This is a genomic window from Streptomyces sp. 147326 (assembly GCF_045000215.1).
Classification (GTDB): Bacteria; Actinomycetota; Actinomycetes; order Streptomycetales; family Streptomycetaceae; genus Streptomyces.
On sequence record NZ_CP134201.1, the window covers coordinates 3,757,517 to 3,777,331 of the forward strand.

Here is a 19,815-nt window from a genome sequence, read left to right on the forward strand (position 1 = left end):
TCACGGCTCACGATCCGGCGTTGACGTTGGCGAGGACGGCGGTGGCGATCGCCAGGACCACGGCGCCGGCGAGCAGGGCGCTCAGGTAGCTCTGCACGTTGCCGGTCTGGGCACGGCGTACGAGGCTGCCGAGCAGCCGGGGGCCGGCGCCCGCGCCGCGGACGTACGTGTCCACGACCTCGCGGTCGAGGAAGCGGACGAGGCTTGCCGCCGCCCGGACGGGGCGGACGAAGAGCCGGTCGTAGACGGCGTCGAGGTGGAAGCCGTCGGCGGCGTGGCGGTGCAGCGGGCCCAGGAGCGCGCGACCGGGGTCGGGGGCGGGTCCGGCCGGGACGGTGGGGTGGTCGTGGGCCACCTCGGCGACCTCGGGGGTCTCGGCCGCGGACTCGGCGGCGGCGGTGGCCGCGGATGCGGCGGCGGCCACGGCGGCGGGCTGCGGGGAGCCCGCTCCGGTGCCGGCACCGGCCGGGGCGGGGGCCGTGGCCGGCCGGGCCGCGGCGCGCTGCCAGAGGGCGTAGGTGAGCATCACGCCGATGACCGCGGCGCCCGTGCCGAGGACCGAGGTGACCAGGGTCGGGGTGAGCTCCTCGCCGTCGAACCAGTCGGCGATGGGGCCCGCCGCGAGGCCGAAGCCGATCGACGGGATCGCGAGCAGCCACAGCACGCCGGTCATGGCGACGGGCTCCTTGCCGTGGTCGGGGGCGGCTGCGCCCCGGCCGCGGAAGGCCATCAGCCACAGCCGGGTGGCGTAGGCGGCGGTGAGCAGGGCGGTCAGCACGCCGGCGACCAGCACCAGCCAGCCGGCGCTGCTGGGGGCGAAGTCCGAGTGGCCGGTGGCGGTCTGCTCGGCGGCGACGAGGACGGCTTCCTTGGAGAAGAAGCCGGCGAAGGGCGGGATCGCGGCGAGCGCGAGCAGCGCGATCGTCATCGTCCAGAAGGCATCGGGGATGCGCTTGGTCAGGCCGTCCATCCGGGACATGGCGGCCAGGGAGTTCGTACCGGCGGCGTGGATGATCACGCCGGCGCCGAGGAAGAGGAGTGCCTTGAAGACGCCGTGGGACAGGAGGTGGAAGATCGCGGCGCCGCGGTCGCCGACGGCGAGGGCGCCGGTCATGTAGCCGAGCTGCCCGATCGTGGAGTAGGCGAGCACCCGCTTGATGTCGTCCTGGGCGAGGGCGGCGAGGGCGGAGCCGATCATCGTGACGGCCGCCATGACGGCCATGACCACCAGTGCGGCGCGGGAGGCCGCGAAGACGGGGAGGAGGCGGGCGATGAAGTAGACACCGGCGGCGACCATCGTCGCGGCGTGGATCAGGGCGGAGACCGGGGTGGGACCCGCCATGGCGTCGGGGAGCCAGGTGTGCAGCGGGAACTGCGCGGACTTGCCCGCGACTCCGGCGAGCAGGAGCAGCGCGATCAGCGTCGGGTGGTCGAGTCCGCCGGCGGCGACGGTGCCCAGGATCTTCGTGATCTGGAAGGAGCCGGCGTCGGCGGCGAGTGCGAACAGGCCGATCAGGAAGGGGACGTCACCGAGCTTGGTGACGAGGAAGGCCTTCAGGGAGGCGGAGCGGGCCGCCTCGGTCTCCCAGTAGTGACCCACCAGGAAGTACGAGCAGATGCCCATGACCTCCCAGCCGACCAGCAGCACCATCAGGTCGCCGGAGTAGACGACGAGCAGCATGGCGGAGGTGAACAGTGAGACGAGAGCGGCATACGACGGGTAGCGCGGGTCTTCACGGAGGTACGCCGTCGAGTAGAGCTGTACGCAGGTGGCGACGAGTCCGACCAGGACGGCGACCAGCACGGCGAAGCCGTCCAGGTAGAGCGAGAGGTCGATCGGCACCGAGCCGGTCGGGGTCAGCTCGGTCGCGGTGCTGATCGCCGGTCCGCCGCCCTGGCGGACGGCGACGATCACGGCCAGTACGGCGGCGCCGAGCGTCGGCAGGATCGCGAGCGGCCGGACGAACCCGGGGGCGGTGCGGCCGAAGAGCAGTCCCGCCACCGCGCCCAGGAAGGGGAGCAGCGGGACGAGCACGGCGAGGGTCGTGGTGCTCACGCGGTGACCTCGCTCTGGTGGTTCGGGGTGTTCGGGGCGGGCTCGTGGCCTTCGGCGGTGTCGCGCAGCCGGTCGACGTCGGAGGTGCCGCGGTTGCGGTAGACCATCAGCACGATCGCGAGGCCGATGCCGATCTCGGCGGCGGCGATGGCGATGGTGAAGAGGGTGAGGGCCTGGCCGGCGTGCAGGGCGTCGCGCAGCCAGACGTCGAAGGCCACCAGGTTGAGGTTGACCGCGTTGAGCATCAGCTCGACGGACATCAGCACCAGGATGGCGTTGCGGCGGGCGAGTACGCCGTACAGGCCCGTGCAGAAGAGCAGCGCCGCGAGGACCGCGGGGTAGGCGAGGTGCATCAGCGCTGCCCCTTGTCACTGGTGACGCCGTCTTCGGCGGGACTGTTCCTGCGGGAGAGCACGATGGCGCCGATCAGGGCCGCGAGGAGGAGGACGGAGAGCGCCTCGAAGGGCAGCACCCAGTGCTGGAAGAGGATCTCGCCCGAGACCTTCGTGGAGCCCTGGACCGGCCCGTCGAGGTCGATCCAGGTCGTGCGGAAGGCATCGACGACGACCCAGACCAGTGCCACGGCGGCGACGGTGGCGACGCCGAGGGCGATCCAGCGGTTGCCGGAGTCCGCGTCCGGGGAGCGGCCGATGGGCGCCTTGGTGAGCATCAGCCCGAAGAGGAGGAGGACGACCACGGATCCGAGGTAGATGAGGACCTGGACCCAGGCGATGAACTCGGCGGTCAGCAGCAGGTACTCGACGGCGATGCCGCCGAGTGCGACGACCAGCCAGAGGGCGGCGTGCACCAGTTGCCGGGTGGTGACCGTGACGAGGGCCGCGCCGAGGGTGGCGAGTCCGACGAGCACGAAGGCGATCTCGACGCCGCTCGGGGAGAGGAAACCGGGCCCGGCGGCGGCTTGGGCCGCGGCCAGGGTGGCGGCGGGGGTCACGCGTCTCCCTCCGGGGTCGGGGTGGTCGGGGGTTCGGTTCCGCCTTCCCCCGCTGCGGCGGATTCGGCTGCCGCGGCGGCTGCGGCAGCGGCAGCCGCTGCTTCGGCCTTCTCCACTGCCTTGCGGGCGGCGGCGATCTCCTTGGGCTCCTCGGCGGCCGGGTCCAGCGCGGGCGGGGCCGGGACGGTCCACATCCACTCGCGGAGCTTGTCGCGCTCGTGGGTCAGCTCGTGGATGTCGGTCTCCGCGTACTCGAACTCCGGCGACCAGAAGAGGGCGTCGAAGGGGCACACCTCGATGCAGATGCCGCAGTACATGCAGAGGGAGAAGTCGATGGCGAAGCGGTCGAGGACGTTGCGGCTGCGCTCGCGCCCACCGGGGGTGGACGCGGGGACCGTCTCCTTGTGGGAGTCGATGTAGATGCACCAGTCGGGGCACTCACGGGCGCAGAGCATGCAGACCGTGCAGTTCTCCTCGAACAGGCCGATGACCCCTCGGGAGCGGGGCGGGAGTTCGGGCTGGACCTCGGGGTACTGGGCCGTGTGCGAGCGCTTCGTCATCGTGCGCAGCGTGACAGCCAGGCCCTTGGCGAGGCCGGATCCGGGGATGGGCATCAGTTCATCGCCACCTTCACGATGCCGGTGAGCGCGATCTGGGCGAGCGCGAGCGGGATGAGCGTGGTCCAGGCGAGCTTCTGGAGCTGGTCCTCGCGCAGGCGCGGATAGCTCACGCGGAGCCAGATCACGACGAAGGCGAGGATTCCGGTCTTGAGCAGGGTCCAGACCCAGCCGAGGCCGTCGGCGCCGAAGGGGCCCTGCCAGCCGCCGAGGAAGAGGACGGTGGTGAGGGCGCAGAGGACGACGATGCCGGCGTACTCGGCGAGGAGGAACAGCGCGAAGCGCAGGCCGGTGTACTCGGTGTACGCGCCGAAGATGATCTCGGAGTCGGCGACGGGCATGTCGAAGGGGGGCCGCTGCAGTTCGGCGAGGCCGGCGGTGAAGAAGACGAGCGCGCCGACGATCTGCCAGGGCAGCCACCACCACTCGAAGCTCTCGACGATCCCGGGGAGGGAGACCGTCCCGGCGGCCATCGCGACGGAGGCGGCGGCGAGCAGCATGGGGAGCTCGTAGGCGAGCAGCTGGGCGGCGGTGCGCAGGCCGCCGAGCAGGGAGAACTTGTTCGCGGAGGCCCAGCCGGCCATGAGGGAGCCGAGGACTCCGACGCCCATGACGGCGAGCACGAAGAACAGGCCCGCGTCGATGACCTGGCCGACCGCTCCCTCGCCCGGCCCGATGGGGATGGCGAGGAGGACGAGGAGGTACGGCAGCAGGGCGACGGCGGGGGCCAGCTGGAAGATGCGTCGGTCGGCGTTGGCCGGGACGATGTCTTCCTTCTGCGCGAACTTCACGCCGTCGGCGACGAGCTGGGCCCAGCCGTGGAAGCCGCCGGCGTACATGGGGCCGAGGCGGCCCTGCATGTGGGCCATCACCTTGTGCTCGGTCTGCCCGACGACGAGCGGGAGCACGAGGAAGACGGCGAACACGACGATCAGCCGCAGGGCGACGTCGAGGACGTCGTTCACGCGTCGCCTCCCTTGTCGGTGGTGGGGTGGGTGTCGGGGGCGTCTGCCTCGGCCTCCGGCGCGGGCGGCGGGGTCTCGGCCTGCCCGCCCGTGGTTTCAGGCTTCGCCGCGGCCGGCTCCGGCTCCGTGGTGTCGGCCTTGGGTGACGGTTGCTCGTCGAAGGCGGGCTTCGGGTCGTGCCAGGGGGCGTCCGCGCTGCGGGGCGCGACCCGGCGGGGTGCGGGCTGCGGCGCGTCCGGGGTCTGGCTCGCCGAGCCGTCCGTCGCCGAGCGGGTACGGCGGGGCGGACGGGCCTCGGAGGCCTCGGCCGCCGGGGTCTCCCCCGGCTCCGGGGCGGACGGGGCCTGGCTCGCGGAACCGTCGCTCGCGCTGCGGGTGCGCCGCGGCGGGCGGGCAGGACCTTCAGCGGCCGGGCTCGCGGAAGCGGCCTGGCTCGCCGAGCCCTCCGGTGCGGAGGGGGTACCGGGGGCCGGGGCCTCAGCGATCGGCGTGGCCGGAGTGGCCGGAGTGGCCGGCGCGGTCGGCGCGGCCTGGCTGGCCGAGCCTTCCGATACCGAGCGGGTGCGGCGCGGCGGGCGGGCCGGGGCTTCGGCGTCCGGGGGCGTCGGGGGCTGGGTGGCCGAGCCTTCGGTGACCGAGCGGGTGCGGCGGACCGGGGCGCCCTCGCGCGGGGTGCGGGCGGCGGCGCCCGCCGCGCCGGCGGCGCGGGGGGTCCGGGGGGTACGGGCGGGGGCCGGCGGGAGCTGGCCCTTCATCGGGCCCCAGTCGTTGGGGTCCGGGACGCCCGGCGGAAGCATCTGACGGCGCTTCGGCGCGTCCGGATCGTGGGCCTCGCCCGGTTCCTTGGCGCCGGGCCAGGCCTTGGCGACCCGCGCGGCCAGGACGAAGTCCTTGCGCAGCGGGTGTCCTTCGAAGTTCTCCGGGAGGAGGAGGTGGACGAGGTGCGGGTGGTCGGTGAAGACGATCCCGAACATCTCGTACGTCTCGCGCTCGTGCCATTCCGCTCCCGCGTAGACGGCGACCGCCGACGGCAGGGAGGGGGCGCTGTGCGGGACGGTCGTGCGCAGCAGGAGACGCCGTACGCGGTGGTTCTCCAGCGAGACGACGTGCGCGCAGATCCGGAAGCCGGTGCCGGGCTCGTCGACCGCGCTCAGCCAGTCGAAGTACGTGCAGCCCAGCTTGTCGCGGGCGATTTCGAGGGCGGCGATCCAGCTGCCGACGGGCACGTCCACCGTGAGGACGTCGTACGAGAACTCGGCGACGGCCTCGGCTCCGAAGACCGTCGGCGCCGCGTCGGGGAGGGAGTCGTAGAGGTTCACGCACCGCTCCCGGGGGCCGGCGGGGCCGTGACCAGGCCGCTGGTGAGCTGGGAGACGGACGGCCCGGCCGCGTAGCGGTCGGCCAGCGACTCGCGGGCGATCTTCTCCTGGAGCTTGAGGATGCCCTGGAGGAGGGCCTCGGGGCGCGGCGGGCAGCCCGGCACGTAGACGTCGACGGGGATGATCTGGTCGACGCCCTTCGTCACCGAGTACGAGTCCCAGTACGGGCCGCCGCAGTTGGAGCAGGCGCCGAAGGAGATGACGTACTTCGGCTCCGGCATCTGCTCGTAGAGCCGCTTCACGGCCGGGGCCATCTTGTCCGTGACGGTGCCCGAGACGATCATGAGGTCGGCCTGGCGCGGCCCCGGCGCGAAGGGGATCACGCCGAGGCGGATGAAGTCGTGCCGGGCCATGGACGCGGCGATGAACTCGATCGCACAGCAGGCCAGACCGAAGTTGAAGACCCACAGGCTGTACCGGCGGCCCCAGTTCAGGACCACCTTCATGGGTTCCGGGGCCAGGCGGGAGAGGACTCCCAGGCGCTTGGGCTCCGGGAGCAGCTCCGGCTGAGGTGTCACGTCCATTCGAGGACGCCCTTCTTGTACGCATAGAGCAGGCCGACGGCCAGGAAGCCCAGGAAGATGAACATCTCCACCAGCGTCGTGGCGCCGTAACCGGCGGCGGCGAACACCGTCGCCCACGGGAACAGGAAGATCGAGTCGACGGCGAAGATGACGTAGAGGAAGGCGTAGACGTAGTAGCGGACCTGGGTGTGCGCCCAGCCCTCGCCGACCGGGTCCACGCCGCACTCGTAGGTCAGCAGCTTCTCGTGGGTCGGGACCACGGGCCTCAGCAGGCGGCCGGCGCCGAAGGCCACGGCCACGAAGAGCACACCGAGGGCGGCCAGCAGACCGACGACCGAATAACTCCGGAAGTAGTCCGCCGCGAGCACGGTTACGGTCGATACCGTTGGTTCGGGCACGTCCGTTCCTCGCTCCTCGGTCACTGTCGACGATCTGGTACGGACGGGAGTCTAGGGCCTGCCTCACACAGGGTGGGGTTATCCCCCCTTCACAGCACCCCGGACACCCCATGGCATCGGCGGGCCGCTCTTGACAGGCTGTGGCCCATGACCACGAGCCATGCCATCCCCGACAACGATCGGCCTCCCCCCGTACGCGCCGCCTTCGGCGCCGTGACGTGGAAGGAGATCGCCTATCTGCTGACCAACCTGCCGTTGGCGATCGTCGGATTTGTCTACGCGGTTGTCATGGTTTCGGTCACCGGCGGTCTTTCCGTGACCGCGATCGGAATTCCCCTGCTCGCATGCGGTCTCTATCTGTCTCGGCAAATGGGACGGCTGGACCGGGCACGCGCCCGCGCGCTGCTGGGCGTACGGGTGGACGAGCCGACCCCGATCCCCGGTCCGAAGCGGTCCGGCGGATTCTTTCCCTGGTTGTGGACGAGCATCAAGGACCCCGTGGGCTGGCGGACCGTGCTGTACCAGCTGATCCGGCTGCCGTGGGGCGTACTCACCTTCACGGTAGCCCTGACCGGCCTGTTCGTGCTGTGGCCGGTGCTGCCGTACCTGGCGCGGCTGCTCGCGAACGCGGACCGGGCGATGGTACGGGGGCTGCTGTCGCCCTCCGACGACCTGGAGCGGCGGATCGCGGAGCTGGAATCCGACCGCGGCGTGGTCGTCGACACCGCGGCGGCCGACCTGCGGCGCATCGAGCGGGACCTGCACGACGGGGCGCAGGCGCGGCTGGTGGCGCTGGCGATGGGGCTGGGCCTGGCGAAGGAGAAGCTGCTGGAGGACCCGGAGGGCGCGGCGGCGATGGTCGACGAGGCCCACGGGGAGGTGAAGCTGGCGCTCCAGGAACTGCGGGACCTGGCCCGCGGGATCCATCCGGCCGTGCTGACGGACCGGGGGCTGGACGCGGCGCTGTCGTCGGTGGCGTCGCGGTGCGTGGTGCCGGTGAAGGTGGCGGTGGACCTGCCGCAGGCGCGGCCGGCGGAGGCGATCGAGGGGATCGCGTACTTCGTGGTGTCCGAGCTGCTGCAGAACGTGAGCAAGCACGCGGGGCCGGGTGCGCGGGGCGCGAGCGTGGAGGTGTGGCGGGCGGGGGCGCGGCTGCTGATACGGGTGTCGGACGACGGGCGGGGCGGAGCGGATGCCTCCGGCGGGGGGAGCGGGTTGGCGGGGCTGGCGGAGCGGTTGGGCGCGGTGGATGGGGTGCTGGTGGTGGATTCGCCCGCGGGTGTCGGGACTACGGTCACTGCGGAGCTGCCGTGGCGTGACCGGGGCTGAGGCTTTCGGGCCCCCGGCCCCCCTTCTTTTTGCTGGTGAGCGGGACTCCCGTCCGGGTGGGCGGGGGTCCCGTTCGCGTGTCCGCCGCGGCGGCGCTTCCTGGGGCGCCGCCCCAGACCCTCCCCCAGACCCCGTCCGGGGGGACCCCCGCGCCTCAAACGCCGGCGAGGCTGAAAGACCGGGGCTCCGCCCCGAACCCCGCGCCTCAAACGCCGGCGGGGCTGGGATGGGCGCGGCCCCGGGCCCCGCGCGTCGAACGCCCGCGCGCGGGGCCGTGGGTAGTGGGGTTAACCCCCCGGTCGAGAGGCCGACTCGCTGGATGGTTCGGGGGTGGGGCGGGGCGGCAGGGTGGGGGTGTAACGGAGGACCGGAAGGGTGGGTCGGGATCATGGACAACGGCAAGGGCACGGGCGGTGGTGTCGGCGCGGTGCTGCGGGCTCCGGTCGAGGGGCGGACCTGGCGGGAGTTCGGGTACCTCCTGATCGGGCTGCCGCTGAGCACGCTGTACTTCTCGCTCGCCATCACCGGTGTGAGCCTCGGCGCCGGTCTGCTCGTCACCTTCCTCGGCGTGCCGGTCCTCGCCGGCGTGCTCGCCATGTGCCGCGGGTTCGGCGCGGTGGAGCGGGCCCGGGTGCGCGCACTGCTCGGGGCGGACATCGCCGGCCCCGCGCCGATCCGGGCCAAGAAGGCCGGGCCCCTCGCCGCCATGGGCGCGCTGCTCAAGAGCGGGAGCGCCTGGCGGCACGTGCTGTACTCCGTGATCCACTTCCCGTGGGCGGTGTTCGGGTTCTGCCTGGCACTGACGTTCTGGGCGTCGGGTTGGGCCCTCCTGCTGTACCCGCTCTGGTTCTGGGTCCTCCCGACCTATTCCGACCAGCCCGGACTGCTGCTCTTCGAGAACGGCGACTACTCCTTCTTCCTCGACAAGCCCGTGGAGATCGCCCTCGGCTGCCTCGTCGGACTGGCGATCACCCTCACCACTCCGTGGGTGATCCGGGCCCTGACCACCGTCGACCGGGTCATGGTCGGCGGGCTGCTCGGGCGCTCCCGTCTGGACAGCCGCGTCACCGAGCTGGAGTCCGACCGGGGCGTGGTGGTGGACACCGCCGCCGCCGACCTGCGGCGCATCGAGCGCGATCTGCACGACGGGGCGCAGGCCCGGCTGGTGTCGCTCGCCATGGACCTGGGGCTGGCGAAGGAGAAGCTCGCCGAGGATCCGCAGGCCGCGGCCCGCATGGTGGACGAGGCGCACGGCGAGGTGAAGATCGCGCTGCAGGAGCTGCGCGACCTGGCCCGCGGGATCCATCCGGCCGTGCTGACGGACCGGGGGCTGGACGCGGCGCTGTCGGCGGTGGCCGCGCGGTGCACGGTGCCGGTACGGGTGGCCGTGGACCTCCCGGCCCGCCCGGCGGAGGCGATCGAGGGGATCGCGTACTTCACGGTCTCGGAGCTGCTGCAGAACATCAGCAAGCACGCGGTGGCCCGGTCGGCCTCCGTGGACGTGTGGAAGTCCGGGGAGCGGCTGCTGATCCAGGTCGCGGACGACGGGCGGGGCGGAGCGGGGGCCTCCGGCGGGGGGAGCGGGTTGGCGGGGTTGACCGGGCGGCTGGATGCGGTGGATGGGGTGCTGGTGGTGGATTCACCCGCGGGTGTCGGGACTACGGTCACTGCGGAGCTGCCGTGGCGTGACCGGGGCTGAAGCCGGCCCCAGGCCCCCGGGCCCCCTTCTCTTTGCTGGTCAGCGGGACTCCCGTCCGGGTGGGTGGGGGTCCCGTTCGCGTGTCCGCTGCGCGCCGCTTCCTGCGGTGCCGCCCCGGACCCTCCCCCAGACTCCGTCCGGGGGGACCCCCACGCCTCAAACGCCGGCGAGGCTGAAAGAGCGCGCCGGCGGGGGTGGGATGGGTGCGGCATGTGACCTTCCGGTTCGTGAAAACTGCCCCCGGACGCCCACGTGTTGTCCCGGCTCTGCCTTCACCAGGACTTAAGGCTGGGATGCTTGGCTGAGTCGTGTAGTGCGGGAAACGAGTGGACGCGGGAGCTGCAAAATCGTGGAAGACAGGGTGCGGGTGGTCATCGCCGAGGATTCAGTGCTGCTGCGCGAGGGCCTGACCCGGCTGCTGACCGACCGGGGGCATGACGTCGTGGCGGGCGTCGGGGACGCGGAGGCCCTGCTCAAGACGATCGCGGACCTGGCGGCCGAGGGCGCGCTGCCGGATGTGGTGGTGGCCGACGTGCGGATGCCGCCGACCCACACCGACGAGGGCGTACGGGCGGCCGTACGGCTGCGCCGGGAGTACCCCGGGATAGGCGTGCTCGTGTTGTCGCAGTACGTGGAGGAGCAGTACGCCACCGAACTGCTGGCCGGGTCGAGCACCGGGGTGGGGTACCTGCTCAAGGACCGGGTGGCCGAGGTGCGGGAGTTCCTGGACGCGGTGGTGCGGGTGGCGCGGGGCGGTACGGCCCTGGACCCCGAGGTCGTCGCCCAGCTGCTCGGCCGCAGCCGGAAGCAGGACGTCCTGGCGGGGCTGACCCCGCGCGAGCGCGAGGTGCTCGGGCTGATGGCCGAGGGGCGTACCAATTCCGCGGTGGCGAAACAGCTGGTCGTGAGCGACGGAGCCGTGGAAAAGCACGTCAGCAACATCTTCATGAAGCTGGGCCTCTCGCCGAGTGACGGGGATCACCGGCGTGTACTGGCCGTTCTCACCTATCTGAGATCTTGATCGACTGACAATCTGTCAGATACGGCATACCGGTCGGGCCGTCTCAAGGGGCGGTCCTACGGTCCAGAATGTGGTCGCCTCCGGGGAGCCTGATCCCTACCGACGTAGGGTGGGTCTGGGGGTGCTCACGCCTCGAAGGAGGTCCAGTTCAGTGACCAGCCAGGTCAGCAGCCCAGCCGAGCAGGCCGACGGGGCTGGGGGTGCGGTTGTCGGTGGACAACGCACTCCGGCGAGCCCGGGCAGCAAGGAAGTACGCCGTCTCGATCGTGTGATCATCCGGTTCGCGGGTGACTCCGGTGACGGTATGCAGCTCACCGGTGACCGGTTCACCTCGGAGACGGCGTCGTTCGGGAACGACCTGTCGACGCTGCCGAACTTCCCAGCCGAGATCCGCGCCCCCGCCGGAACCCTCCCGGGCGTCTCCTCCTTCCAGCTCCACTTCGCCGACCACGACATCCTCACGCCGGGCGACGCCCCGAACGTGCTGGTGGCGATGAATCCGGCGGCGCTGAAGGCGAACATCGCGGACGTGCCGCGCGGCGCGGACATCATCGTCAACACGGACGAGTTCACCAAGCGCCCCATGGCCAAGGTCGGCTACGAGACCTCGCCGCTGGAAGACGGCTCCCTGGACGCGTACAACCTCCACCCGGTACCGCTGACCACCCTGACGGTCGAGGCGCTGAAGGACTTCGGGCTCTCCCGCAAGGAGGCCGAGCGCAGCAAGAACATGTTCGCGCTGGGCCTGCTGTCGTGGATGTACCACCGGCCCACCGAGGGAACCGAGAAGTTCCTGCGGCAGAAGTTCGCGAAGAAGCCGGAGATCGCCGAGGCGAACATCGTCGCCTTCCGGGCCGGCTGGAACTTCGGGGAGACGACGGAGGACTTCGCGGTCTCCTACGAGGTCGCCCCCGCCACCCGCGCCTTCCCCACCGGCACCTACCGCAACATCTCGGGGAACCTGGCCCTCTCCTACGGCCTCATCGCCGCGAGCCAGCAGGCCGACCTGCCCCTCTACCTGGGCTCCTACCCGATCACCCCGGCCTCGGACATCCTGCACGAGCTCTCGAAGCACAAGAACTTCGGCGTGCGGACCTTCCAGGCCGAGGACGAGATCGCCGGCATCGGCGCGGCCCTCGGCGCGGCCTTCGGCGGGGCGCTCGGGGTGACCACCACCTCCGGGCCCGGCGTGGCGCTCAAGTCGGAGACGATCGGTCTCGCGGTGTCGCTGGAGCTGCCGCTGCTGATCGTGGACATCCAGCGCGGCGGCCCCTCCACCGGCCTGCCGACGAAGACGGAGCAGGCGGACCTCCTCCAGGCCATGTTCGGCCGCAACGGCGAGGCGCCCGTGCCGATCGTGGCCCCGCGGACCCCCGCGGACTGCTTCGACGCCGCCCTCGACGCGGCCCGGATCGCGCTCGCCTACCGGACTCCGGTCTTCCTGCTCTCCGACGGCTACCTCGCCAACGGGTCCGAGCCCTGGCGGATCCCGGAGATCACGGACCTGCCCGACCTGAAGGTCAAGTTCGCCACCGGCGCGAACCACACCCTCGCCGACGGCACCGAGGTCTTCTGGCCGTACAAGAGGGATCCGGAGACGCTCGCCCGGCCGTGGGCCGTCCCCGGCACGCCCGGCCTCGAACACCGCATCGGCGGCATCGAGAAGCAGGACGGCACCGGCAACATCTCCTACGATCCCGCCAACCACGACCTCATGGTCCGCACCCGCCAGGCCAAGATCGACGGGATCCGGGTACCGGACCTGGACATCGACGACCCGGACGGAGCCACCACCCTGGTCCTCGGCTGGGGTTCCACCTACGGCCCCATCACCGCGGCCGTCCGCCGGCTGCGGAACGCCGGACTCCCCGTCGCCCAGGCCCACCTGCGCCACCTGAACCCCTTCCCCAGGAATCTCGGCGAGGTCCTGGAGCGTTACGAGAAGGTAGTGGTGCCGGAGATGAACCTCGGGCAGCTCGCCACCCTGGTCCGGGCGAAATACCTGGTCGACGCCCAGTCGTACACCCAGGTCAACGGAATGCCGTTCAAGGCGGAGCAGCTCGCCAAGGTTCTCGAGGAGGCCATCAATGACTGAGGTGACCGTGACCGAAGGGTCCCGCACACTGCTTTCGCTGGTGCCCAAGTCCGAGTCCAAGCAGTCGATGAAGGACTTCAAGTCGGACCAGGAGGTCCGCTGGTGCCCGGGCTGCGGTGACTACGCCGTGCTCGCCGCCGTTCAGGGCTTCATGCCCGAACTGGGGCTGGCGAAGGAGAACATCGTCTTCGTCTCGGGCATCGGCTGCTCCTCCCGCTTCCCGTACTACATGAACACGTACGGGATGCACTCCATCCACGGCCGTGCGCCCGCCATCGCCACCGGCCTCGCCACCTCCCGCCGCGACCTGTCCGTCTGGGTCGTCACGGGCGACGGCGACGCGCTCTCCATCGGCGGCAACCACCTGATCCACGCCCTGCGGCGCAACGTCAACCTCAAGATCCTGCTGTTCAACAACCGGATCTACGGGCTGACCAAGGGGCAGTACTCCCCCACGTCCGAGGTCGGCAAGATCACCAAGTCCACGCCGATGGGCTCGCTGGACTCGCCCTTCAACCCGGTGTCGCTGGCGATCGGCGCCGAGGCATCCTTCGTCGCCCGTACCGTCGACTCCGACCGCAAGCACCTCACCGAGGTGCTGCGCGCGGCGGCCGACCACCAGGGCACGGCGCTCGTCGAGATCTACCAGAACTGCAACATCTTCAACGACGGCGCCTTCGAGGTCCTCAAGGACAGGGACCAGGCGCTGGAGGCCGTGATCCGGCTGGAGGACGGCCGGCCGATCCGCTTCGGGGCGGACGACGCGAAGGGCGTCGTGCGCAACCCGGCCACCGGCGACCTGGAGGTCGTCGACGTCACCCCGGCCAACGAGTCGCAGATCCTGGTCCACGACGCGAAGACCGCCAGCGCCACCACCGCGTTCGCGCTCTCCCGTCTGGCAGACCCCGACACCCTGCACCACACCCCCATCGGGGTCTTCCGCAGCGTCGAGCGGCCCGTCTACGACACGCTCATGGCCGACCAGCTCGACACGGCGATCGACCGCAGCGGCAAGGGCGACCTGGGTGCGCTGCTGACCGGCAACGACACCTGGACCGTCGTCGGCTGACCCGGACGACGCGGACACCGACGCGGACACGGCCGCGGACATGGCCGTACGGAGCCGCACGAAGCCCGGATCTTCCAGGAGATCCGGGCTTCGGCATGTCCCGCCCGCGCCCCGTACACGATCCCACGGAAAGCACTTTCGAAAAGTTAGCGCTTCCCGTAGGGTGGTGTTACTGCCCAGCGCCACCCCACGGGAAGAAGCCATCATGAGCATCGTCGTCACCGCTGCCACCGGAGCCCTCGGCCGTCTCGTCGTCGGGGAGCTGCTGAACCGTCTCCCCGCCGAGCAGGTCGCCGTCGTCGTCCGCGACAAGGAGAGGGCCGCCGACCTGGCGGAGCGCGGCGTCGAGGTCCGTGTCGCCGACTACGACGACGCCGAAGCCCTGGCCGGGGCCTTCCGGGCCGGCGACCGGGTCCTGCTGATCTCGGGCAACGAGGTCGGGCGGCGCGTGGAGCAGCACACCGCCGTACTGGAGGCCGCGCGGGCGGCGGGCGTGGCGCAGTTCGCCTACACCGGCATCCTCGGCGGCCCCGAGGCGGACTTCGACATCGCCCTCGACCACAAGGGCACCGAGCAGGCCATCCTCGGCTCCGGAGTCCCGTACACCTTCCTGCGCAACGGCTGGTACCACGAGAACTACACGCGCAACCTGTCCGCCGCCCTGGAGCACGGAGCGGTCGTGGCCAGTGCGGGCGAGGGCCGGGTCGCCTCGGCGGCGCGGGCCGACTACGCGGCCGCCGCGGCCGAGGTGCTCACCGGTGAGGGCCATCTGAACCGGGTCTACGAGCTCTCCGGCGACACCGCCTGGAGCTTCACGGAGTACGCGGCGGCGCTGTCCGCGCAGACGGGCCGGGAGATCGCGTACAAGGAGGTCCCGGCCGGCGAGCACCTGGCGATCCTGACCGGCGCCGGCGTCCCCGAGCCCTTCGCCGCGATCCTCGTCGACGCGGACGCGGCGATCGCACGCGGCCGGCTCGCGGGCACCAGCGGTGACCTGGCCCGGCTGATCGGACGGCCGACGACCCCGGTGGCCGAGGCGATCGGTGCCGCACTGGTCTGACCCCGCGCCCGGCCCTCGGCGGGCGCAGCACGGGACCGTCCACGCAAGCCCCGGAGGATGTCATGAGTATCTCGCGATAACGGGCATGACATCCGGGCCGCACGGCGCTACGGTCGTGAAGTTGGCTGGAAGTCGTACAGGAGGCCCCGTGAAGGCGGAGAACGAGCAGCGCACGGGTTTGCTCTACGGATTCGGCGCATACGGGATGTGGGGGCTGGTCCCCCTCTTCTGGCCGCTCCTGATGCCCGCGGGAGCCGTTGAGATCCTCGCCCACCGCATGACGTGGTCCCTGGCCGTGGTCGGACTGGCGCTGCTCGCGGTACGCCGCTGGGGCTGGATCCGGGAGCTGCTGCGCCAGCCGCGCAAGCTCGGCCTGACCGCGCTGGCCGCGTCGGTGATCAGCGTGAACTGGGGCCTCTACATCTGGTCGGTCAACAACGGCCATGTCGTCGAATCGAGCCTCGGCTACTTCATCAACCCGCTGGTCAGCATCGCGATGGGCGTGCTCGTACTGGGCGAGCGGCTGCGCCGCGTGCAGTGGGTGGCGGTCGGCATCAGCTTCGCCGCCGTCCTCGTGCTCGCCATCGGCTACGGCCGGCCGCCGTGGATCTCCCTGGTCCTGGCCTGCTCCTTCGCGACGTACGGGCTGATCAAGAAGAAGCTCAACATGGGCGGGCTGGAGTCACTGGCCGCCGAGACCGCCATGCTGTTCCTGCCGGCCCTGGGCTACCTGCTGTGGCTGGGCTCGCAGGGCCGGTCCACCTTCACCTCGCAGGGCGTCGGGCACGCGCTCCTGCTGGCCGCGACCGGGCTGGTCACCGCGATCCCGCTGGTGTTCTTCGGGGCGGCCGCCATCCGCGTCCCGCTGTCCACCCTGGGGCTGCTCCAGTACATGGCCCCCGTCTTCCAGTTCGGGCTGGGCGTCCTGTACTTCCACGAGGCCATGCCGCCCGAGCGCTGGGCCGGATTCTCCCTGGTGTGGGCCGCGCTCGCCCTCCTGACCTGGGACGCGCTGCGCACGGCACGGCGGTCCCGGGCGGCCCTCGCGGTGGCCCCGGCCGTCGTGGCGGCACCCGCCCGCGAGCCGGCGTAACGGGCCTGCCGGCAGGCACACACCAGCAAACGCTCCACACCCACGATCCCCGGTACAGGGCACCCGTACCGGGGATCGTCCGTTTTCCGAACTGCCCTGACCGAATTATGGTCTTGACGGACAGTCATACTCTCGCTGAACATCAGGCTCGCACTGACGCACTAACGCTCACCTGCTCTATCCCGCTCGTTCCGTCATATCCCCGCGGAATCCCGGAGCCCCCACATGAGCCTGTCCGTCTCCCGGCGCCTCGCTGCCGTGACCGCCCTCGCGGTCGCGGGCCTGATCGCCTCCACCGCCCCCGCCGCCCTCGCCGCCCCCACGGCGGTCACCGCGGCGCCTACCCCGCCCGACATCCCGCTGGCCAACGTCAAGGCCCACCTGTCGCAGCTCTCCACGATCGCCGCGAACAACGGCGGCAACCGCGCCCACGGCAGGGCCGGCTACAAGGCCTCGATCGACTACGTGAAGGCCAAGCTCGACGCGGCCGGCTTCACGACCACGCTGCAGACCTTCACCTCCAGCGGCGCCACCGGCTACAACCTGATCGCCGACTGGCCGGGCGGCGACCCCAACTCCGTGCTGATGGCGGGCGCGCACCTCGACTCCGTGACCTCGGGCGCGGGCATCAACGACAACGGCTCGGGCAGTGCGGCCGTCCTGGAGACGGCCCTCGCGGTCTCCCGGGCCGGCCTCCAGCCCACCAAGCACCTGCGCTTCGGCTGGTGGGGCGCGGAGGAGCTGGGTCTGGTCGGCTCGAAGTACTACGTCAACAACCTGCCGACCGCCGAGCGCGCGAAGTTCTCCGGCTACCTGAACTTCGACATGATCGGGTCCCCGAACCCGGGCTACTTCGTCTACGACGACGACCCGACCATCGAGCAGACCTTCAAGAACTACTACGCGGGCCTCGGCGTGCCCACCGAGATCGAGACCGAGGGCGACGGCCGCTCCGACCACGCCTCGTTCAAGAACGCGGGCATCCCCGTCGGCGGTCTGTTCACCGGCGCCAGCAACACGAAGTCCTCGGCGCAGGCCCAGAAGTGGGGCGGCACGGCCGGTCAGGCCTTCGACCGCTGCTACCACTCCTCCTGCGACAGCACGGCGAACATCAACGACACCGCCCTGGACCGCAATGCCGACGCCGTCGCCTACGCGATCTGGAACCTCGGGGCGGGCACCCCGGTCCCGCCGGGCCAGTCCTTCGAGAGCACGACGGACGTGAACATCCCCGACTCCCCCGCCGCCGCGGTCAACTCGCCGATCACGGTCTCGGGTGTCGCGGGCAACGCCCCGGCCACCACCAAGGTGGACGTGAACATCGTCCACACCTACCGCGGTGACCTGGTGGTCGACCTGGTCGCCCCGGACGGCACGGTCTACAACCTGCACAACCGCGCCGGCGGCAGCGCCGACAACCTCGTGCAGTCGTACACCGTCAACGCCTCCAGCGAGGTGGCGAACGGGGTCTGGAACCTCCGGGTCAAGGACGCGGCCGCGCAGGACGTCGGCTACATCAACAGCTGGAAGATCACCTTCTAGCACCTGCCGGTCGAGGCCCCAAGGCTCCGGCGCGATCCGGTCGGATCGCGCCGGAGCTACGCGTCCTCGGCGCGGCCCTGCAGCGAGGCCGCAAGCGGTTCCTGGATCCGGGCGCGCAGCTCCTCGGCGACGGCCGCGATGTCCGCGCGGCCCAGCTTCGCCGCCTCCACGAGGTCGCCGAGCTCCTCCGGCGAGGGCAGCTGCCTGGCCCCGGCCACGCGCAGGTACGAACGGGTCGCGGCGGCCGCGTAGAACTCGTTCATCGGGGATTCCAGCGCCGGGCACACCGCGAGGGTGTGCAGAAACGCGGCGGCCCGCCACGCGGTGTCCGGGGCGGGCTGTTCTGGCACCAGGACGAGGTCGTTCTGGTGGCGGGCGACCGCGGCGGCCACCCCGGAGGGGTCCCACACGGCGGGGTCGGACGGAAGATGGTGGGCCAGAGCGGTCCAGGCCCACTCCATGGTGATCTTCAATGCCCGAACCGCTCCTGGAAGTAGCCCCAGTGGTCGGCGAACTCCTCTATGCCGGACAGGAAGTTCTTCCGGTCCTCGTCGAGTTCGCGTTCGGTGACCTCGGTGATCAGCGCGGTGACCGTCGTCCCCAGGGCCGCCGCACGTGCCTTCAGGCGTTCGTGGAAGTCCTCGTCCAGGCGGATGGTGACGTGTCTCGACATGTCCAACACCGTACAGCGGGTGTGCTGTACGGACAGCCGGAATGCCGCAAGGGTGGGCAGGGACACAGTCCCGGCCCACCCTTGCGGCGCTCTCGTGCGGGGTGACTACTTGTTGGCGTCGGCCGCCTTCACCAGCGCGTCCTTGGTGACCGCGCCGACGTAGACCTTGCCGTCGTCGGTGACCAGGGCGTTGACCAGGCGGGTCGACAGGACCCGGCCCTCACCGAACTTCCCGGTGACCTTGTCCCCGAGGGAGTCGAGGAACTGCTTGGCCTCCTTCGGGGCGTTCTTGTCGTTCTCCAGCTCCTTCAGGCCCTTGCCGGCGCCCGAGTCGATCCGCGCGATGGTCGCCCAGCCCTCGCCGAGCACCTTCACGTCGCCCTGGCCGTTCGGACCTCCCAGCAGCCCGTCCAGGCCCGGGAAGGACTCCAGCGCCTTGAAGGACTGGTCCTTGTCCCCCTTGCCCGAGCCGTCCACGCCCTCGGTCACCTTGGCGCCCTTGGGCGCGGTGAAGGTGAAGGTGTCGGCGGCCGGCTTGGCGAAGTCCACCTTGCTGAAGCCGGCGTCCACGATCGGCTTGCCGCCCTGGGCGGAGAGCAGCTGCACGCGCAGCGGCACGCCGTTCTTGGCGTCGACCGCGATCTGGACCGAGCCGACCGTGGAGCCGCTCTGCTTGGGCTTGAGCACCAGCTGGTAGGCGTTGCGGCCGGCCACCTGCGCGGTATCGCCGACGCTGACGTCGGTGGTCGTTCCGGCGGCCTTCAGGATCTCCTCGGCGATCTTCTGGGGGGAGGCGCCCATCCGGTCGGCCGTCTTGTGGTCCTTGCCCGCGTCCTTGCCCCCCTGCGGGTTCTTCTCGTGGAAGACCTCGTTCGACTTGGAGTCGTAGCCCCAGACGTCGTCGCCGTTGTGGATGAGGCTGTACTCGTCCTTGCCGTCCAGGAACGTGAGCTTCTGGCGGTCCGGGCCGTCGGCCGCGACGCGGAAGGTGTGCGTGCCGCTCGCCAGCTGCGCGACCTTGTCCTCCGGGTTGGCGGAGCCGCCGGCGACCCCACCGCCGCCGAGCAGCCCGGTCGCGATCTTCGGGAGGCCCAGGTCGGTGCTGATCTTGGCCGTACCCGACAGCTGCTCCACCTCGGAGGCTGCGACCTTCTCGATGAGCTGCTGTGCCGTCACCTTCGGCAGGTCGGGCCCGCCGGCGTTGGCGAAAGCCGGGACCATCGCCACGGTCGCCGCGGCAACACCCGCCACCGCCACCGGTACGGCGTACCGGGCGACCTTGCGAGAAGTCTTCGTGTTCGCTGCCATGTCAGTGCCCTGCCCTCTTGTGTCGACGGCGGCGC

19 protein-coding genes are annotated in these 19,815 nt (G+C 71.2%); 8 read left to right on the forward strand and 11 right to left on the reverse strand.

Annotated elements, in window-relative coordinates; genetic code table 11:
• Positions 1–7: 7 nt before the first annotated feature.
• From RIU97_RS16685 to RIU97_RS16720, 8 genes are read right to left on the reverse strand one after another with little or no spacing between them, the layout of a single operon-like run.
• Entirely contained in the window at positions 8–2,056 is a 2,049-nt protein-coding gene (locus tag RIU97_RS16685) for an NADH-quinone oxidoreductase subunit L (RefSeq protein WP_404957528.1), read from the reverse strand.
• Entirely contained in the window at positions 2,053–2,409 is a 357-nt protein-coding gene (gene nuoK, locus RIU97_RS16690) for an NADH-quinone oxidoreductase subunit NuoK (RefSeq protein ID WP_361753671.1), read from the reverse strand. The genes RIU97_RS16685 and nuoK overlap by 4 nt, the downstream gene beginning before the upstream one ends.
• The gene (locus tag RIU97_RS16695) at positions 2,409–3,008 is read right to left on the reverse strand and encodes an NADH-quinone oxidoreductase subunit J (protein ID WP_404957531.1); all 600 of its coding nucleotides are present in this window, start codon (positions 3,006–3,008) and stop codon (positions 2,409–2,411) included. The genes nuoK and RIU97_RS16695 overlap by 1 nt, the downstream gene beginning before the upstream one ends.
• Positions 3,005–3,625 carry a NuoI/complex I 23 kDa subunit family protein gene (locus RIU97_RS16700; protein WP_404962858.1) on the reverse strand — a complete coding sequence of 207 codons (621 nt, stop codon included), beginning with the start codon at positions 3,623–3,625 and terminating at the stop codon, positions 3,005–3,007. The genes RIU97_RS16695 and RIU97_RS16700 overlap by 4 nt, the downstream gene beginning before the upstream one ends.
• Positions 3,622–4,590 carry an NADH-quinone oxidoreductase subunit H gene (locus RIU97_RS16705; protein WP_404957533.1) on the reverse strand — a complete coding sequence of 323 codons (969 nt, stop codon included), beginning with the start codon at positions 4,588–4,590 and terminating at the stop codon, positions 3,622–3,624. Before RIU97_RS16705 ends, RIU97_RS16700 begins: the two co-directional genes overlap by 4 nt.
• Positions 4,587–5,909 (reverse strand): NADH-quinone oxidoreductase subunit C, encoded by a 1,323-nt coding sequence (locus RIU97_RS16710; protein WP_404957535.1) that lies wholly within the window; start codon positions 5,907–5,909, stop codon positions 4,587–4,589. The genes RIU97_RS16705 and RIU97_RS16710 overlap by 4 nt, the downstream gene beginning before the upstream one ends.
• On the reverse strand, positions 5,906–6,493 hold the full coding sequence (locus tag RIU97_RS16715; RefSeq protein ID WP_361753679.1) for an NADH-quinone oxidoreductase subunit B family protein: 588 nt from the start codon (positions 6,491–6,493) through the stop codon (positions 5,906–5,908). The genes RIU97_RS16710 and RIU97_RS16715 overlap by 4 nt, the downstream gene beginning before the upstream one ends.
• Positions 6,484–6,891 carry an NADH-quinone oxidoreductase subunit A gene (locus RIU97_RS16720; RefSeq protein WP_030710243.1) on the reverse strand — a complete coding sequence of 136 codons (408 nt, stop codon included), beginning with the start codon at positions 6,889–6,891 and terminating at the stop codon, positions 6,484–6,486. The genes RIU97_RS16715 and RIU97_RS16720 overlap by 10 nt, the downstream gene beginning before the upstream one ends.
• 147 nt (positions 6,892–7,038) lie before the next feature.
• On the opposite strand from RIU97_RS16720, the gene RIU97_RS16725 reads away from it, so the two are divergent.
• The 8 genes from RIU97_RS16725 (at position 7,039) to RIU97_RS16760 (ending at position 17,799) form a co-directional block, all read left to right on the forward strand.
• Complete coding sequence (locus RIU97_RS16725; protein WP_404957538.1) at positions 7,039–8,220, forward strand: sensor histidine kinase; 1,182 nt, start codon at positions 7,039–7,041, stop codon at positions 8,218–8,220.
• A 388-nt stretch (positions 8,221–8,608) separates the two neighbouring features.
• Positions 8,609–9,919 carry a sensor histidine kinase gene (locus RIU97_RS16730; protein ID WP_404957540.1) on the forward strand — a complete coding sequence of 437 codons (1,311 nt, stop codon included), beginning with the start codon at positions 8,609–8,611 and terminating at the stop codon, positions 9,917–9,919.
• Between the two features lie 361 nt (positions 9,920–10,280).
• The gene (locus RIU97_RS16735) at positions 10,281–10,940 is read left to right on the forward strand and encodes a LuxR C-terminal-related transcriptional regulator (RefSeq protein WP_404962859.1); all 660 of its coding nucleotides are present in this window, start codon (positions 10,281–10,283) and stop codon (positions 10,938–10,940) included.
• Between the two features lie 151 nt (positions 10,941–11,091).
• The gene (locus RIU97_RS16740) at positions 11,092–13,035 is read left to right on the forward strand and encodes a 2-oxoacid:acceptor oxidoreductase subunit alpha (protein WP_404957542.1); all 1,944 of its coding nucleotides are present in this window, start codon (positions 11,092–11,094) and stop codon (positions 13,033–13,035) included.
• Positions 13,028–14,104 (forward strand): 2-oxoacid:ferredoxin oxidoreductase subunit beta, encoded by a 1,077-nt coding sequence (locus tag RIU97_RS16745; RefSeq protein ID WP_404957544.1) that lies wholly within the window; start codon positions 13,028–13,030, stop codon positions 14,102–14,104. Before RIU97_RS16740 ends, RIU97_RS16745 begins: the two co-directional genes overlap by 8 nt.
• A gap of 205 nt (positions 14,105–14,309) precedes the next feature.
• On the forward strand, positions 14,310–15,164 hold the full coding sequence (locus tag RIU97_RS16750) for an SDR family oxidoreductase (RefSeq protein WP_404957546.1): 855 nt from the start codon (positions 14,310–14,312) through the stop codon (positions 15,162–15,164).
• A gap of 148 nt (positions 15,165–15,312) precedes the next feature.
• A complete protein-coding gene (gene rarD, locus RIU97_RS16755; protein ID WP_404957548.1) occupies positions 15,313–16,257 on the forward strand; it encodes an EamA family transporter RarD in 945 nt (314 codons plus the stop codon).
• A gap of 225 nt (positions 16,258–16,482) precedes the next feature.
• Complete coding sequence (locus tag RIU97_RS16760; protein ID WP_404957550.1) at positions 16,483–17,799, forward strand: M28 family metallopeptidase; 1,317 nt, start codon at positions 16,483–16,485, stop codon at positions 17,797–17,799.
• A 56-nt stretch (positions 17,800–17,855) separates the two neighbouring features.
• On the opposite strand, the gene RIU97_RS16765 is transcribed toward RIU97_RS16760, so the two are convergent.
• From RIU97_RS16765 to RIU97_RS16775, 3 genes are all read right to left on the reverse strand, one after another.
• Positions 17,856–18,272, reverse strand: a complete 417-nt coding sequence (locus RIU97_RS16765; protein ID WP_404957552.1) for a hypothetical protein — start codon at positions 18,270–18,272, stop codon at positions 17,856–17,858.
• Complete coding sequence (locus RIU97_RS16770; protein ID WP_319722220.1) at positions 18,269–18,472, reverse strand: hypothetical protein; 204 nt, start codon at positions 18,470–18,472, stop codon at positions 18,269–18,271. The genes RIU97_RS16765 and RIU97_RS16770 overlap by 4 nt, the downstream gene beginning before the upstream one ends.
• Positions 18,473–18,577: 105 nt before the next feature.
• Positions 18,578–19,780, reverse strand: coding sequence for a LolA family protein (locus tag RIU97_RS16775; RefSeq protein WP_404957554.1), 1,203 nt, complete (start codon positions 19,778–19,780; stop codon positions 18,578–18,580).
• Positions 19,781–19,815 lie beyond the last annotated feature (35 nt).